The organism is Arthrobacter sp. 05T442 (assembly GCF_056395945.1).
This window is the reverse complement of the sequence record NZ_JBFTKM010000024.1, coordinates 1-14,762: the sequence shown is the minus strand read 5'-3', so window position 1 is coordinate 14,762 and position 14,762 is coordinate 1. Positions and strand designations below refer to the sequence as shown.

General features: G+C 68.6%; 16 protein-coding genes and 1 riboswitch. Of the genes, 2 read left to right on the top strand and 14 right to left on the bottom strand.

All coding sequences use genetic code 11. The annotated features are described in order from the left end of the window. Nucleotides 1-1,599: an anthranilate synthase component I gene (locus AC1DES_RS17265; RefSeq protein ID WP_476896930.1), complete on the bottom strand. Its 1,599-nt coding sequence runs from the start codon at nucleotides 1,597-1,599 to the stop codon at nucleotides 1-3. Between the two features lie 105 nt (nucleotides 1,600-1,704). After that, nucleotides 1,705-2,199 (bottom strand): phosphoribosyl-AMP cyclohydrolase, encoded by a 495-nt coding sequence (gene hisI, locus AC1DES_RS17260; RefSeq protein WP_476896929.1) that lies wholly within the window; start codon nucleotides 2,197-2,199, stop codon nucleotides 1,705-1,707. 169 nt (nucleotides 2,200-2,368) lie between these two features. On the opposite strand from hisI, the gene AC1DES_RS17255 reads away from it, so the two are divergent. Next, entirely contained in the window at nucleotides 2,369-3,013 is a 645-nt protein-coding gene (locus AC1DES_RS17255; protein WP_476896928.1) for a TIGR03085 family metal-binding protein, read from the top strand. Between the two features lie 46 nt (nucleotides 3,014-3,059). On the opposite strand, the gene hisF is transcribed toward AC1DES_RS17255, so the two are convergent. The 12 genes from hisF to def form a co-directional block, all read right to left on the bottom strand. Continuing rightward, nucleotides 3,060-3,836, bottom strand: coding sequence for an imidazole glycerol phosphate synthase subunit HisF (hisF, locus tag AC1DES_RS17250; protein ID WP_476896927.1), 777 nt, complete (start codon nucleotides 3,834-3,836; stop codon nucleotides 3,060-3,062). A 46-nt stretch (nucleotides 3,837-3,882) separates the two neighbouring features. Then, on the bottom strand, nucleotides 3,883-4,725 hold the full coding sequence (hisG, locus tag AC1DES_RS17245) for an ATP phosphoribosyltransferase (RefSeq protein WP_476896926.1): 843 nt from the start codon (nucleotides 4,723-4,725) through the stop codon (nucleotides 3,883-3,885). 105 nt (nucleotides 4,726-4,830) lie between these two features. After that, entirely contained in the window at nucleotides 4,831-5,094 is a 264-nt protein-coding gene (locus AC1DES_RS17240) for a phosphoribosyl-ATP diphosphatase (protein WP_211878609.1), read from the bottom strand. A gap of 84 nt (nucleotides 5,095-5,178) precedes the next feature. Next, a complete protein-coding gene (ribH, locus tag AC1DES_RS17235) occupies nucleotides 5,179-5,664 on the bottom strand; it encodes a 6,7-dimethyl-8-ribityllumazine synthase (RefSeq protein WP_476896925.1) in 486 nt (161 codons plus the stop codon). A 73-nt stretch (nucleotides 5,665-5,737) separates the two neighbouring features. After that, nucleotides 5,738-6,436 carry a GTP cyclohydrolase II gene (gene ribA / locus AC1DES_RS17230; protein WP_476896924.1) on the bottom strand — a complete coding sequence of 233 codons (699 nt, stop codon included), beginning with the start codon at nucleotides 6,434-6,436 and terminating at the stop codon, nucleotides 5,738-5,740. A gap of 14 nt (nucleotides 6,437-6,450) precedes the next feature. After that, on the bottom strand, nucleotides 6,451-7,224 hold the full coding sequence (gene ribB / locus AC1DES_RS17225; protein WP_476896923.1) for a 3,4-dihydroxy-2-butanone-4-phosphate synthase: 774 nt from the start codon (nucleotides 7,222-7,224) through the stop codon (nucleotides 6,451-6,453). Continuing rightward, nucleotides 7,221-7,889 (bottom strand): riboflavin synthase, encoded by a 669-nt coding sequence (locus AC1DES_RS17220; RefSeq protein ID WP_476896922.1) that lies wholly within the window; start codon nucleotides 7,887-7,889, stop codon nucleotides 7,221-7,223. The genes ribB and AC1DES_RS17220 overlap by 4 nt, the downstream gene beginning before the upstream one ends. After that, on the bottom strand, nucleotides 7,889-9,100 hold the full coding sequence (gene ribD / locus AC1DES_RS17215; protein WP_476896947.1) for a bifunctional diaminohydroxyphosphoribosylaminopyrimidine deaminase/5-amino-6-(5-phosphoribosylamino)uracil reductase RibD: 1,212 nt from the start codon (nucleotides 9,098-9,100) through the stop codon (nucleotides 7,889-7,891). The genes AC1DES_RS17220 and ribD overlap by 1 nt, the downstream gene beginning before the upstream one ends. 191 nt (nucleotides 9,101-9,291) lie before the next feature. After that, nucleotides 9,292-9,442, bottom strand: a riboswitch (FMN riboswitch). A 155-nt stretch (nucleotides 9,443-9,597) separates the two neighbouring features. Next, complete coding sequence (gene rpe / locus AC1DES_RS17210) at nucleotides 9,598-10,260, bottom strand: ribulose-phosphate 3-epimerase (RefSeq protein WP_476896921.1); 663 nt, start codon at nucleotides 10,258-10,260, stop codon at nucleotides 9,598-9,600. Nucleotides 10,261-10,333: 73 nt separating this feature from the next. Continuing rightward, nucleotides 10,334-11,917 carry an RsmB/NOP family class I SAM-dependent RNA methyltransferase gene (locus tag AC1DES_RS17205; protein WP_476896920.1) on the bottom strand — a complete coding sequence of 528 codons (1,584 nt, stop codon included), beginning with the start codon at nucleotides 11,915-11,917 and terminating at the stop codon, nucleotides 10,334-10,336. Next, nucleotides 11,914-12,834, bottom strand: coding sequence for a methionyl-tRNA formyltransferase (gene fmt / locus AC1DES_RS17200; RefSeq protein WP_476896919.1), 921 nt, complete (start codon nucleotides 12,832-12,834; stop codon nucleotides 11,914-11,916). Before fmt ends, AC1DES_RS17205 begins: the two co-directional genes overlap by 4 nt. Beyond that, on the bottom strand, nucleotides 12,831-13,427 hold the full coding sequence (def, locus tag AC1DES_RS17195) for a peptide deformylase (RefSeq protein ID WP_476896918.1): 597 nt from the start codon (nucleotides 13,425-13,427) through the stop codon (nucleotides 12,831-12,833). The genes fmt and def overlap by 4 nt, the downstream gene beginning before the upstream one ends. A gap of 316 nt (nucleotides 13,428-13,743) precedes the next feature. Between def and AC1DES_RS17190 the strand changes: the two genes are divergently transcribed. Further along, nucleotides 13,744-14,762: DUF222 domain-containing protein (locus AC1DES_RS17190; RefSeq protein WP_476896917.1), on the top strand; the 1,019-nt coding region annotated here is incomplete at its 3' end.

The window sequence follows — 14,762 nt, the reverse complement described above, 5'->3', positions numbered from 1 at the left end:
TCAGTTGTCCGCCCCGGAGGGGGTGGCGCTGGGGCCGGCGCTGGGGCGGGCGTCGGGAACGGCGTCGGCCGTGATGTTGTGCAGGGAGCCGGCGGTGTGCACGGCCCGGAGCGGGGCAGCGGCCTTGTTGACTGTTTCCTGGGCTTCCGTGGGGTTGACGGAATCGGCGACGATGCCGCCGCCGGCCTGCACGTAGGCGCGGCCTTCCCGGAGGAGGGCCGAGCGGATCGCGATCGCCATGTCCATGTCCCCGGCGAAGTCAAGGTAGCCCACGACGCCGCCGTAGATGCCGCGGCGGTGCGGTTCGAGCTCGTCCAGCAGCCGCAGCGCCCGCGGCTTGGGGGCGCCCGAGAGCGTCCCCGCCGGGAAGGTGGCCTTGAGGACGTCATAGGCTTTGGCGCCCGGCGCCAGTTTCCCGACGACGGTGGAGACGAGGTGCATGATGTGGCTGAAGCGTTCCACTTCCATGAACTGCGTGACATCCACGGAGCCGGCAACGCAGACCTTGGAGAGGTCATTGCGGGAAAGATCGACCAGCATCAGGTGCTCGGCGCGTTCCTTCTCGTCAGCGAGCAGTTCCTCGGCGAGGGCCTTGTCCGCTTCGACGGTCTTGCCGCGCGGACGGGACCCGGCGATGGGGTGGGTGATGACTTCCTCGCCCGTCACGGTCACGAGGGCCTCCGGCGAGGAGCCGACGATCGAGTACTGACGGCCGGCGGCGTCCTCGAGGCTGAAGATGTACATGTACGGGCTGGGGTTCGTGTTCCGCAGCACCCGGTAGACGTCCAGGGGGTCGGCGCCGCATTCCATTTCGAACCGGCGCGAAATCACCACCTGGAAGACCTCGCCGTCGATGATGGCCTCTTTGCCGCGGTCCAGGGCGGCCAGGTACCCGCTCTCGTCCCAGCGTTCCTGCACGCTCGAGGCGAAATCCAGGGCGGCGGTTTCGAGGACGGAGATGGGCTGCTCCACGGGGGCGCTGACCTTCGCCAGCAGCGCCCTGACGCGGGCGACGGCGTCGTGCCAGGCGTCGTCGACGCGTTCGGAGCTGTTGTCGAAGTTGATGGCGTTGGCGATCAGCAGGACGGTGCCGTCCATGTTGTCGTGCACGGCCATGTCCGTCACGAGGTTCAGGGCCATTTCGGGCAGCTCAAGATCGTCTTCCGGCGGGCTGGTCAGCTTCTCCCAGTGACGGACCGTTTCCCAGCCGAGGAATCCGACCAGGCCGGACGTGAACGGCGGCAGCCCATCGAAGCGGTCCGTGCGGAGCGCCTCGATGGTGTCGCGGACGGCGTCGACCGGGCTGCCGTCCAGCGGGACGCCGACCGGAGGTTCGCCGAGCCAGCGCGCCTGGCCGTCTTTGGTGGTCAGCGTGGCCCGGGAGCGTGCGCCGATGAAGGAGTAGCGGGACCAGGAACCGCCGACAGCCGCGGATTCCATCAGGAAGGTTCCGGGCTGGCCGTGGGCGAGCTTGCGGTAGAGCCCGATCGGGGTTTCGGCGTCAGCGAGCACCTTCAGCCGGACGGGGATGACGCGGCTGTGGCCTGCGAGTTCACGGAACTCTTCCAGGCCCGGGCTGATGATTCCAAGGTCCTGCATGGCTGTGGTTTCCGCCTGTTCTTTCAGTTCTGAAGGTGGGGGGTGGCTGAGTGGCGATCGGCCGCGGGGTTGCAGCTCCAGCGTGTGGAGCCGCGGGCCGGCGCGCTAGCCCTGGCCGATGACGGCGTCGAGATCGCGCCCGTCGAAGCAGGTCCGGGTGCCGGTGTGGCAGGCTGCGCCGACTTGGTCGACACGGACCAGCAGCGCATCGCCGTCGCAGTCCATGGCCAGTGACTTCACCCATTGCACATGGCCTGAGGTGTCCCCCTTGCGCCAGTACTCCTGGCGGGACCTGGAATAGAACGTCACGCGTCCGGTCGTCATGGTCCGGTGAAGTGCCTCATCATCCATCCAACCCAGCATCAGGACCTCGTTTGTGTCGAACTGCTGGACGATCGCGGCCACCAGGCCGGCGCTGTCCCGCTTCAGGGCGTCGCCAAGTGCGGCCGGAAGGGGGCCCGAGGGCGCGGCCGGAACGGGGACGGCCTTTCCGCCGGCGGTGCTTTCGCCAGCGGCGGGTCCGTTGACGGCGGGTCCGTTGACGGCGGGTCCGTTGACGGCGGGTCCATTAACAGGGGCGGGGGCGGGCTGCTCAGACATCAGGTCAAGTCTAGTGCCTACCGGCACTGCGACGGTCTGTCCGCCCGCCATGGTCGGTGACGCCGGGACGTAACATGCGGATAGACATCCCGGCTGGTGGGCCGCGGCGGGCAAAACGGCCGGGGTTCGTGTGCGCAGGCGCCGCCGTCTCGTGCTAGTTTCACAAGTGATGCATTTCGTCGATCCGTCCCGAGAAGTTTTGGCCGAAACACTGCTGGCAGCCGGCCCTGATTCCGCCACGCTCTGCCAAGGGTGGCTGACCCGGGACCTCGCCGCCCACCTCTACCTTCGTGAGCGGAAAGCCGCCGTCGGTCTGGGCCTGCTGATCAAGCGGCTGTCCAAGGCGTCCGACGCCGCCACGGCAAAACTGGCCGCAAAGCTCAAAACCCCCGAAGACTACGCCCGGCTGGTGAACGCTTTCCGTGCCGGCCCCCCGGCGCTCTCCCCCCTGAAGATCAAGGCCCTGGACGAAAGCTCCAACCTGATCGAGTACTTCGTGCACACCGAAGACGTCCGCCGCGCAGTGGAACGCTGGGCGCCAAGGGCCCTGGACGAGGCCTACTCGGACGCCTTGTGGGCTGAGCTCATCAAGCGTGCCGCCATCCTTTACCGCGGTGTGGACCTGGGCATCGTACTGGTGCGCCCCTCCGGTCCCCGGCATGTGGCCAAACGCGCACCGGTCTCGGTGGCGATCGTCGGTGAGCCCGGCGAACTCCTGATGCACGCCCATGGCCGCACCCGCCACGCGCTCGTGACGTTCGAAGGCCAGCCGGACGCCGTCGCGCTCCTGCAGTCCGCAGAAGTCGGACTCTAAAACCCTCCCCCAGCAAGAGCAACGCCCGATTGAGGGCCGGTGGGGATTAGCGGACGACGAAGCCGGCTTCGCGGATCGCGGCCTTGACCTGGGCAATCATATCGAAGGGCCCGAAGTGGAACACCGACGCCGCCAGGACGGCATCAGCACCGGCGGCCACGGCCGGCGGGAAGTGCTCGGGCTTGCCCGCACCGCCGGACGCGATGATGGGAACTTTGACCGCGGCCCGGGCCAGGCGGATGAGTTCGAGGTCGAAGCCGTCCTTGGTGCCGTCGGCGTCGATCGAGTTGAGCAGGATCTCCCCCACCCCGCGGTCGGCCGCTTCGCGCGCCCACGCGATCGCGTCGATCCCTGTGCCCTGGCGTCCGCCGTGCGTGGTGACCTCGAAGCCGGAAGCCGTGGGTTCGGAGCCGGGGCGGGTGCGCCGCGCGTCGACGGACAGCACGAGGACCTGGGAGCCGAAGTGCCGGGTGATCTCGTCGATCACGTCCGGCCGGGCCACGGCGGCGGTGTTGATGGCCGCCTTGTCCGCGCCGCAGCGCAGAAGCCTGTCTACTTCCGCCACGCCCCGGACGCCGCCGCCGACGGTCAGGGGAATGAAGACTTCCTCTGCGGTGCGGCGGACGACGTCGAAGGTGGTTTCCCGGTTACCCGAGGAGGCGGTGACGTCGAGGAAGGTGAGCTCGTCGGCGCCGCCGTTGTCGTAGCGATGGGCCAGCTCCACGGGGTCCCCGGCGTCGCGGAGTCCTTCAAAGTTGATGCCTTTGACCACGCGGCCGGCATCGACGTCGAGGCACGGGATGACGCGCACGGCAACAGTCATGACTTCTCCTGATGTTTGCTGAAGGAACTCCGGTGGGGTGCTGGGCTCAGATCCGGCAGGCATGGATGCTGCTGACCAGGATGGCGCGGGCTCCGAGGTCGTAGAGCTCGTCCATGATCCGGTTGGTGTCCTTCTTGGGGACCATCGACCGGACGGCCACCCAGTCCGAATCGCGCAGCGGCGAGACCGTGGGCGATTCCAGGCCGGGCGTCAACGCGGCGGCCTGTTCCATGAGTTCCTTGCGGATGTCGTAATCCATGAGCACGTACTGCCGGGCCACGAGGACGCCCTGGAGCCGGCGGATGAGCACTTCGGCGGCCGGGTTCTGCTCGCCCTTGCGGCCGATCAGCACCGACTCGGAGCGCAGGATCGGCTCGCCGAAAATCTCCATGCCGGCGGCCTTGAGGGTGTTGCCGGTCTCGACGACGTCGGCGATCGCGTCCGCGACGCCGAGGCGCACGGAGGATTCGACGGCCCCGTCGAGGCGGACCACTTTGGCCTTGATGCCGCGCTCGGCGAGGTAGCCGCGGAGCAGGCCGTCGTAGCTCGTGGCGAGCCGTTTCCCTTCGAGCTGTTCGACGGACTCAAAGTCACCCACCGGGCCGGCGAAGCGGAACGTCGAGGCCGCGAAGCCCAGCGGCAGCAGCTCCTCCGCCTCAACCTCAGCGTCCAGGAGCAGGTCGCGGCCGGTGATGCCGACGTCGAGCGTTCCCTGGCCGACGTACACGGCGATGTCACGTGGGCGGAGGAAGAAGAACTCGATGTCGTTGTCAGGGTCAACCATGACCAGTTCGCGGGTGTCGCGGCGCTGGCGGTAGCCGGCCTCGGCGAGCATGGCGGAGGCGGCTTCGGACAGGGATCCCTTGTTCGGGACGGCAACTCTCAGCATTGGGGGGTCTTTCTTGGGTTAGGAAGTGGCTACGCAGGCAAACCGGGCCACGCAACACGACGGTTCTGCCCGGAATGGTCCAGGCGGCGTCCGCCGCTGACGTGGCTAGAGATGCTTGTAGACGTCTTCCAGGCTGAGTCCTTTGGCGAGCATGAGAACCTGCAGGTGGTAGAGCAGCTGCGAAATTTCTTCCGCGGCGGCTTCATCGGATTCATACTCGGCAGCCATCCAGACCTCGGCTGCTTCCTCCACGACCTTCTTGCCAATGCCGTGGACTCCGGAATCCAGTTCTGCGACGGTGCGGGAGCCGTCCGGGCGTGCGGCTGCCTTCTCACTCAGTTCTGCGAACAGCGACTCGAAATTCTTCACACGCTCCAGCCTACTTGTTCGGGGCGGGACCGTGCCTGCCGGCCCCTTGCATGACGGGCAGGATGTGAGTGAAGACACATGCGGCTAGCTGAACTGCCTGAGCGTCACGGCGGTGGCCAGGGCGGCCGTGACGGCCTCGTGCCCCTTGTCCTCGGTGGAGCCCGGAAGCCCGGCGCGGTCGATTCCCTGCTGCTCCGTGTCACACGTGAGCACGCCGAAGCCCACGGGCACGCCAGTGCGCACGCTGACCTCGGTGAGGCCCAGGGTGGCGGCCTCGCAGACGTATTCAAAGTGCGGGGTTCCGCCCCGGATCACGACGCCGAGCGCCACGACGGCGTCGAAGTGCGGTGCCAGCCGGGCGGCGGCCACGGGGAGCTCAAAGGTGCCGGGAACGCGCAGAACCGTCGGTTCGCTGATGCCGGCGTCCTTTGCCGCGCGCAGGGCGCCGTCAAGCAGGCCGTCCATGATCTTGGTGTGCCAGCTTGCGGCCACAATGGCCAGTTTCAGCCGGGACGTTTCTTCGGGCTGGAACGTGGTGAGGTCAATCTGGGGTGCGCCGTGTCCACTCATGCGTGAATCCTTGCTGTAGTTTTCGGTCTGCGGGGCGGTGCTGTGGGTGTTGCTCTACGTGGCCGGGCCGCGGTCAGTCTTGTTCGTGTTCAAAACCGCGCTGGCCCGCCGCCGGCGCCGCAGGCTGGACGTCGAGGACCAGCAGATGGTCCATCCGGTCCTTCTTGGTCTGCAGGTAGCGGATATTCTGCTCCCGCGACGGCACCTCGGTCGGAACCATTTCCACCACCCGGACTCCGGCCAGCGCGAGCCTGTCCTGTTTGTCCGGGTTGTTGCTCAGGAGCCGCACCTCATGGAGTCCCATCTCCGCCAGGATCTGGGCCGCTGCCTTGTAGCAACGGGCGTCGACGGGCAGTCCCAGTTGCTCATTTGCCTCCACGGTGTCGAAGCCCGCTTCCTGGAGTGCGTACGCCTTCATCTTGTTCGCCAGGCCGATCCCGCGGCCTTCCTGGCCGCGCAAGTAGAGCAGCGTGCCACCGAACTCATTGATCATCTCCAGCGCGTAGGCCAGTTGCTCGCCGCAGTCGCAGCGGTAGGAGCCGAACACGTCGCCGGTGAGGCACTCGGAATGCAGGCGCACCAGCGGCGCCTTGCCGTCGACCGGCAGCATCGGTGAACTGACCGCGAGGTGCTCGGCTCCGGTGGCCAGATCGGTCCAGGCCTGGGCCACAAAATCGCCGAAAGCCGTGGGCAGCTGGACGATCGGTCCCGCGCTGACCGGATGCGGCTGGCGTGCCATGGACATCTCTTCTCGTGTCTCGGACGTCGTCATTTGTATCTCCTCCATCAGGCCGGATCCGCTGCGTGGCCGGCATGCTGTCCCGCATCCAGGTAGGCCACCAGATCCGTAATCGAAATCAGGGGGCAGCCATGCTCGATAGCGAAGCTGCGAAGTCCGTCCAGCCGCATCATCTCTCCGTTGTCGTACACCAGCTCTGCAATCACTCCCACAGGCTCCAGGCCTGCCAGCCGGCAGAGATCCACTGCCGCCTCGGTGTGGCCGGGGCGTTGCCGCACTCCCCCCTTAACGGCGCGAAGGGGGAAAACATGCCCGGGTCGGGTCAAGGAATTCGGCTGGCTCCCGGGGTCCGCCAGGATCCGGGCGGTCAGGGCCCGGTCCGTGGCGGATATTCCGGTGCTGACTCCCACGGCTGCGTCGCAGGACACCGTGTAGGCAGTGCCCTTGGCGTCCTCATTGATATCCACCATCGGCGGCAGCGCGAGGGCGTCCGCCCGTTCGGCGGCGAGCGGTACGCAGATCACGCCGGAGCTGTACCGCACTGTCCAGCCCATCAACGCGGCCGTGGCGTGCTGCGCGGCGAAAATGATGTCGCCTTCGTTTTCGCGGTCCTCGTTGTCCACGACCAGGACCGGGCGTCCTGCCGCCATGGCACTGATGGCCTCTTCGATGGGATCCAGACCCGTCCGCGGGTTCAGCCCCGCGGCAGGCAGGGCGGCCTCGTGGGCGGCGCCGTTCTGGGCGGCGGCCTCGTGCGAGGCGGCGCCGTTCAGGGCGCCGTCGTCCAGGATGTGTCCGGACAGGTTCTTGATCTGGTTCATTCGGCGCCTCCCTCCACGTGAGCTGCTGCCCGGGTGCCGGCTGCCCGTGCCGGGCCGCCCGCAAAGGCAAGCAGGCGCTCAGTGTACTTCGCCAGCACGTCCACCTCGAGGTTGACCCGGCCGCCAAGGGGTTTCGCGCCCAGGCCGGTCTCGGCCAGCGTGGTGGGAATGAGTCCCACTTCGAACCACGGTGCCTGTTCCGGCGCCGGGCTGACGGCGGTCACCGTCAGGGATACGCCGTCGACGGCGATGGAGCCCTTTTCCGCGATGTAGCGTGCCAGCCCGGCCGGCACGCCGAAGCGGAGCCGGTCCCAGTTGCCGAGCGCCTCCCGCTCCAGCAGTTCGCCGACGCCGTCGACGTGGCCCTGGACGACGTGGCCGTCCAGCCGGCCGCCGGCCGGGACACAGCGTTCCAGGTTGACCGGGTCACCTGCCAGGAGTTCACCGATAGTGCTGCGGTTGAGTGTTTCGCCCATGACGTCGACGCTGAAGTCCTTGCCGTCGATCTGCGTTGCGGTCAGGCAGACGCCGTTGACGGCGATGGAACCGCCGAGGGCGAGCCCGTCGGTGGTTCCGGGGGCGTGCAGCCGAACGGTGGCGCTGGCGTTGCCGTTGCGCTCAACGGACAGCACCTTTCCCTGCTCGGCGATAATTCCGGTGAACATCAGTTGCCTCCTGCGGCGGTGTCCGCGCCAGTGCGGTGCGGGGTGGAATCGGGTGAAGTTATGGTGCCGGCGGGCATGCCGGCGCGGGTGTCAGGGCTGCTCGCGGGCCCGCTCTGGGGGTGGCCCTCCGGTCCGCTGGCCGTGAGGCCGGCCGGGCGGAGGTGCAGCCGCAGGTCGCGGCCGAGCATCCTGACCGCGCCCCCGGACGCCGGATCCCACTCCCACTCCTGGGCATCGGCCAGGGTGGTGATGCCCAGGTCCTCCAGGGCGGGGGTGCCCGAGCCGAGGAGCGTCGGGGCCAGATACACGATGAGCTCGTCCACGAGGCCGGCCGCAAGGAACGCGCTCAGGATCCGGGAGCCGCCCTCCACCATGAGATGCCGCACGCCGGCGGCAAACAGCTGGTCCAGGGCCTCCCGGGGATCGCGCGTGGCAAGGTGCAGAACCTTGCCGTCCTCGCCATTGATGGCCGCACCCTCGGGGATTTCGCGGTAGCCCATGACGGCGCGCAACGGCTGTTTGCCGGCCGTTTCGCCCGCGGCATTGCGTGCCGTGAGCCGCGGATTGTCCACGAGGACCGTCTGGGTGCCCACGAGGATGGCGTCGATCCGGCCGCGCAGCGCGTGGTTGTCCGCGAGGGATTCCGGGCTGGAGATCCACTGGCTGGTCCCGTCGCTGGCTGCGATGCGGCTGTCGAGGGTCTGCGCGATATGCAGCGTGACGAACGGCCGCTGGGCGGCGACTGCGGCGAACCAGCGCCTGTTGAGGTCCAGCGCAGCGTCGGCGGCCAGGCCGGACCTGACGCGGACTCCCGCGGCACGCAGCGTCTCTGCGCCGCCTGCCGCCGGGTCATGGGGGTCGTCGACGGCGTAGATGACGTCGCTGATTCCGGCGTCGATGATGGCCTGCGCGCAGGGGCCCGTGCGTCCGCAGTGGTTGCACGGCTCCAGGGTCACCACGATCGTGGCACCGCGGAGGTCATGACCGGCGGCCTTCGCCTGTGCGATCGCGTCGGCTTCGGCGTGTGCGGTGCCGGCCCCGCGGTGGCGGCCGGACACCAGCTGCGTTCCGTCGGCGGCGATGACGACGGCGCCCACGAGCGGGTTCGCTCCGCGGGGGCCCTCTGCGGCGACGAGCAGTGCCGCCTCCATGGCTGCGGTTTCGGCGGCGCTGAATCCGGCGCCGGACAAACCCGTGCCGGCGTCCCCCATAGGGCTGGCATCATGTTGTTGTTCAAAGCTCATCTGCCCGTCACCGGGCCTCCGGCGCCAGCAGCGTCGGTGAAGAGCCATCGCAGAAAGTTCATATGTGTGTGTCGTTCCTTCCCTCACGAACCGCGATGGCTCCGGGGGTAGACGACAGCACAATACTGCGGCGCCAATAGGACGCCGCAGTAACAGCTGTACGTGCTTCTCTCATCCAGACTTTAACTGTCGGTACCGGAATTCCACCAGTTCAACCGTCTGCCGGCATTTCCCCTGGGGGAAGCGCCGGCGCGCGGGTCGCGGACTATAACCGCCGGTTCGGACTTACACCGACCCCGGAGCACGTATGTGTGTTGTTATTCTGACACAACCTCAGGCCGCACCAGGCTATTCCCGCTGCCGGAGGTTACGGTCTGCGTCATGTCGAGGAGCGGCGCAGTGAATACGGCGCCTGGCACAGGACGCGGCGGACTGGCCGCGCCAGCGAGGCCGCGGGAGCGGGCTCAGAACGAGCGGCGGCCGGCCTCCCGGAGCCTCTCGATAGCCTTGGCCGGGTCTGCGGCGCCGTAGACCGCGGATCCTGCCACAAAGACGTCGGCGCCGGCCTCGGCGGCACGCCAGATGGTCTCCTCGGTGATGCCGCCGTCCACCTGCAGCGCCACGTCGAAGCCGGAAGCGTCGATTGCCGCGCGGGCCCGCCGGATCTTGGGCAGCGTGAGCTCGAGGAATTCCTGGCCGCCGAAGCCAGGCTCCACCGTCATGATCAGCAGCAGGTCCAGCTCACCGAGCATGTCCAGGAAAGGCTCCACGGCGCTTCCCGGCCGGAGCGCAAGGCCCGCCTTGGCGCCGCGGGCCCGCAGTTCGCGGGCCAGTTTGATCGGTGCGATCGATGCCTCGGCGTGAAAGGTCACCGAGGCCACACCGGCGTCGGCGTAGGCGGGCGCCCAGCGGTCGGCGTGCTCGATCATCAAGTGCGCGTCCAACGGCACCGGGCTGATTTCCTGCAGCCGCTGGACCACGGGAAGCCCGAGCGAGAGGTTGGGCACAAAGTGGTTGTCCATGACATCCACGTGCACGGCATCCGCGTTGCTTATTCTGAGCAGTTCGGCCTCAAGGTTGGCGAAGTCGGCGGAAAGGATGCTCGGGTTGATGCAGCACTGGGTCATAAGAATTCCTTGTCGTTCTGCTGAAAGTTCTGCTGAAGGCGCGGGCAACTCGCACCCCAGTATCACCTGTTGATCAGGCCTTTTTGTGGATGAGGGCCAGGAACATGGCATCCGTGCGGTGCACATGCGGCCAAAGCTGGGCGGTGAGTTCGTGCCCCGCCTCCAGATGGCCGGTGAGGCTGACGCTGTCCAGTACGGCCCCGGCGTCGAGGAGCTCGAGGTCCTCGCGTTTGCGCAGCGCATCGCTCACGACGGCGGTCGTCTCGGCCGGGTGCGGGGAGCAGGTCACGTAGGCCACGACGCCGCCCGGCTTCACGGCTGCCAGCGCGGATTTGAGCAGTTCGCGCTGCAGCGGGCCGAGGTCCGTCAGGTCCTTGGGCGTGCGACGCCAGCGTGCCTCCGGTCGCCGGCGCAGTGCACCGAGACCGGTGCAGGGCGCATCGACAAGGACACGGTCGAAGCTTTCCGCCATCTCCGTGCCAATCTCGCGGCCGTCTCCGGTCCGCACGTGCCAGACGTCGTGGGGCACCGCGGCGAGGGCTTGCCGGACCAGCTTGGCGCGGTGCGGAGCCGGTTCGTTGGCCAGCAGCGTGGCGCCGTGTTGCCGGGCGAGTGCGCCCAACAGGGCAGCCTTGCCGCCGGGTCCGGCGCACAGGTCGAGCCATCGTTCGCCGGCCGGGCTGGAGCTTCCAGCGTCCCCGGTTCCAAGGTCGACGGCGGCCAGCGCGCGGGCCACGAGCTGCGATCCGACGTCCTGGATGCGGGTGGTGCCTTCCCGAACGGAGGCGAGCCGGCCGAGGTCTCCGCCACTGGAAAGTGCCGAGCCCTCGACGAGTTCCCCGGGGGTGGCACCGCCTTCCAGCGCCTCGTCGAGGCTGCCGAGTCCGGGCAGCGCCACGAGGTTGACCACCGGTGCGGCATTGTCCGCTTCCAAAAGCTCGTCGATCTCGGCGACAGGCCGGCCGTGGGCCACGAGGGACTGCCGCATGGCGCGGACAATCCACTCCGGGTGGGCGAAACGGATGGCAGCGATCTTTGTCTCGTCTGTCTCCTCGCCGGTCAGCAGGTCCAGCCATTCCGCCAGGGTGCGGGCGGAGACCTTGCGCAGCACAGCATTGATGAGCGCCGAGGGCCCGGCCCCGATCACTGCGCGGGCCAGGCCGACCGTCTGGTCCAGGGCGGCATGCGCGGGGACGCGCATGGCGAGCAGTTGGTGGACGCCGATCCGGAGCGCATCGAGGATGGCGGGATCCAGCTGGTCCAGCGGCCGGTCCACGCAGCGTGCCAGGATCGCGTCGTAGGTGCCCTGGCCGCGGAGGGCGCCGTAGCTCAGTTCGGTCGCGAAGCCGGCATCGCGTTTGTCCAGTCCGTGATGCCGGATCCGGGCCGGAAGCACGAGGTTCGCGTAGGCGTCCTCGGCGGCGACGGCGCGGAGGACCTCGAACGCCACGAGCCTGGCAGGGTCCGCGCTGCGGGTGCGCTGTGATGGGGCGCTCTCGGAGAATCCGCGCTGCTGGCCGCGGTTGCGCTCCCGACCCTTGGCATCGCGCTGGCTGCCATCCCGGCCGCGGCTGGCCTGGCCGCCGCGCTGGCCTCCGGCGCCTCCGCGCTGGGGGCCCCGGCCGCGGTCGCTGCCACTAGTTCCCGACTCGCTCATTCGAATACCATGCTTTCAAGTGTTGCCTGTCCGCGCGCCCAATCAGCTGCGGTCATCATTTTCTTGCCCGAGGGCTGGATCCGGGTGAGTTCCACCGGGTGCGAGCCGGTTCCCACCAGTACGCTCTTCCCGTCCATCTCCAACTGGCCGGGCTTCAGGGCGGGCGCCTCGGGCCGGAGCAGGACCGGTTCCAGTTTGACGCGCTGCCCGTCCAGTGTGGTCCAGGCGCCGGGCTCAGGGGTGACCCCGCGGGCCCGCCGTCCGATCGCCAAGGCCGGCTGCCGCCAGTCGAGCCGGCCGTCGTCCAGGGTCAGCTTCGGGGCCAGGCTCACGTCCCCTTGCTGCGGCACGGCCGCAGCTTTGCCGGCGTCGACGGCGGACAGCGTCTGGGTCAGCAGCACGGCTCCGCTGTGCGAGAGCCGCTCGAGCACCGCCCCCGCAGTGTCATCGGAGCGGACGGTTTCTGTGAGCGTGCCGAAAACGGGGCCAGTGTCCAGCCCTTCCTCGAGCAGGAACGTAACAGCGCCGGTGATGTCGTCACCGGCGATGAGCGCCCGCTGGACGGGCGCCGCTCCCCGCCAGGCCGGCAGGAGGGAGAAGTGCAGGTTGATCCAGCCGTGGCGGGGAACGTCCAGGGCCGGGCGCGGAATAAGCCCCCCGTAGGCCACGATCGCGGCGACATCCGGGGCCGTTGCGGCAATCCTGGCCGTCACGTCGGCGTCGACCTTGGACGCCCGGATGACGTCGATACCGAGCTCTGCGGCGCGGGCCGCGACGGGCGACGGCGTGAGGATGCGCTTGCGGCCCAGCGGCGCATCCGGGCGGGTGAGGACGGCGACGACGTCGAAGCCGGCGTCGACCAGGGCGTCCAGGGAGGGCACGGCGACAGCCGGCGTGCCGGCGAAGAGTACCCTCACTGTGAGTTTCCGAAGGAGCCGAAACTCCCCGTCCCGGCGCCGCCGGAACCGAAGCTCGATCCAACTGTCCTGGCGCGCTTCGCCGTCGTCTGCTCGGTGATGGAGTCGTAGTTGGCATTCCGGATGGCCCGCAACGCGGTCTTCCGGTCCTCGCCTTCCAGCCGGTCTGTGAACAGGATCCCGTCCAGGTGGTCGGTTTCATGCTGGAAACAGCGCGCCAGCATGCCCTCCCCCTCGATCGTGACGGGATCACCGTGAAGGTCGACGCCGGTGACGGTCGTGTGCCGGTAACGGCGGACCGGGAAGCCGAGGCCAGGGATGGAGAGGCAGCCCTCGACCTGGTCCGGCTGGAAGTCCTCGCTGCTCACCAGCACAGGGTTGATGATGTGACCCTCTACGCCGCCGATCCGGTAGGTGAAGACGCGCTTGCTCACGCCGACCTGGGGCGCGGCCAGCCCTGCCCCGTCGACGTCCTCCATGGTTTCGGTCATGTCCGCTACGAGTTTCGCCAGTTCAGGCCCGAATTCCGTCACGGGATCGGCGACTGTGCGCAGCACAGGATCTCCGATGATGCGGATATTCAAAATGGCCATGTGCAGTCTGTCCTCACGGTGGATGGCTAGGGAATCGAGTCCAGTTTAGTTGCACCTGAGGGCCGGTCCGCTTTCGCCATCGGATCCGTCAGGGTGGGGCTGGCCGGCCTCGCCTGGGTGTGGGCTTCCGCGGCCCTCCGTGCGGCCCCACGGCCTGGCAGTCTGGCGCCGAAGCCCTGGACGATTGCCTCGGGGTGTCTTGCACCCAAAGGTGCTTCCCGCTTGACGGCCGTCTCTTTGCTGTCAGGCCGGCCGGTCACGCCGCAACAGCGGCCATTTCATCATTATTGTCAGAGCCCACTGGCAGACTGTGATTGTGGAAGCCGTCGGGGATTTCATTCCTTTTGAGGACGAGGGGCAGGGTGCGGACCGTGGCCCGATGCAGGGCACCGCGCCTGCCGGACCGTCCGGCCTGGACAGCGCTCTCGCTGCACTCCAACGCGTGGGCTCGACGGCGGTGCAGGACGCGGCTTTGTTTGGTTTCCGGGCGGCGTCGGAGTTCGCCGGCGGCGTGGAGGAACTGTCGCGGCATGTGGAGTATCTCCAGCTCGTGGCGGCCGCGGCGGTGGACCGGACCCGGAGCCAGGCTGCGGCGGACGCCGCGAAGTGTGCTGCCTCGTGGACGACGGGCTGGCGGGACGATTCCGGCGGGAGCGGGGCGACGTTGGCGGCTGTGGCCACCGCGGCTGGCGGGACACGGGCCGGGGATGGTGCTTCGCCCGTTACGGCGGCCGGAGTCTCTAGGGGCGGGGCGGCGTCCCGGTCGGGTGCGGCGGAACCGGTGGAACCGGTGGATGACGGGTACCGGAACACCGTGGAGTTCCTGCGGGCACGGCTGTTGATCGCAGCGTCCGAGGCCCGGCGCCGGCTCTCCCTCGCCGAGAGCATCCTGCCCCGACAGGGATTCGCCGGGGAGACGCTGCCTGCCGTGCGCGGGGAACTCGGGGCCGCGGTCGCGGCCGGGGAAGTCGCGTCCCGGGCCGCCACGATCATCACGCTCGCGCTGGACCGGGTCCGGCACGCCTGCGACGGGGACGCCGCGGCCCGGATGGAGCACGCCCTGACGAGCACCGCGGCCGGGAACGACGCGGACTTCCTGGTCCGGGTCGCACGCCGCTGGGCGGACGCGATGGACCAGGACGGCGCCGAACCCTCCGAGGAACTGCTGCGCCAGCTCCAGGGCGCCTTCATCCGCCGGAACCGCCACGGCCTGCACCGCCTGGAGATCTTCGCGACCCCCGACCAGTTCGAGCACCTCCTCACGGTCATGAACACCGCCACCAACCCCCGCACCGGCAACGCGCAGGCGCCGGGCACGGCGCCTGAGGGTGAATC

Excerpts from the sequence above, each read along its gene's own strand:
- ribA (WP_476896924.1), bottom strand. The coding sequence starts at position 6,436 with ATGACGACGTCCGAGACACGAGAAGAGATGTCCATGGCACGCCAGCCG.
- ribB (WP_476896923.1), bottom strand. The coding sequence starts at position 7,224 with ATGAACCAGATCAAGAACCTGTCCGGACACATCCTGGACGACGGCGCC.
- ribD (WP_476896947.1), bottom strand. The coding sequence starts at position 9,100 with ATGGGGGACGCCGGCACGGGTTTGTCCGGCGCCGGATTCAGCGCCGCC.
- rpe (WP_476896921.1), bottom strand. The coding sequence starts at position 10,260 with ATGACCCAGTGCTGCATCAACCCGAGCATCCTTTCCGCCGACTTCGCC.
- hisF (WP_476896927.1), bottom strand. The coding sequence starts at position 3,836 with ATGACTGTTGCCGTGCGCGTCATCCCGTGCCTCGACGTCGATGCCGGC.
- ribH (WP_476896925.1), bottom strand. The coding sequence starts at position 5,664 with ATGAGTGGACACGGCGCACCCCAGATTGACCTCACCACGTTCCAGCCC.
- def (WP_476896918.1), bottom strand. The coding sequence starts at position 13,427 with ATGGCCATTTTGAATATCCGCATCATCGGAGATCCTGTGCTGCGCACA.
- AC1DES_RS17265 (WP_476896930.1), bottom strand. The coding sequence starts at position 1,599 with ATGCAGGACCTTGGAATCATCAGCCCGGGCCTGGAAGAGTTCCGTGAA.
- hisI (WP_476896929.1), bottom strand. The coding sequence starts at position 2,199 with ATGTCTGAGCAGCCCGCCCCCGCCCCTGTTAATGGACCCGCCGTCAAC.
- AC1DES_RS17255 (WP_476896928.1), top strand. The coding sequence starts at position 2,369 with ATGCATTTCGTCGATCCGTCCCGAGAAGTTTTGGCCGAAACACTGCTG.
- AC1DES_RS17205 (WP_476896920.1), bottom strand. The coding sequence starts at position 11,917 with ATGAGCGAGTCGGGAACTAGTGGCAGCGACCGCGGCCGGGGCCCCCAG.
- AC1DES_RS17220 (WP_476896922.1), bottom strand. The coding sequence starts at position 7,889 with ATGTTCACCGGAATTATCGCCGAGCAGGGAAAGGTGCTGTCCGTTGAG.
- hisG (WP_476896926.1), bottom strand. The coding sequence starts at position 4,725 with ATGCTGAGAGTTGCCGTCCCGAACAAGGGATCCCTGTCCGAAGCCGCC.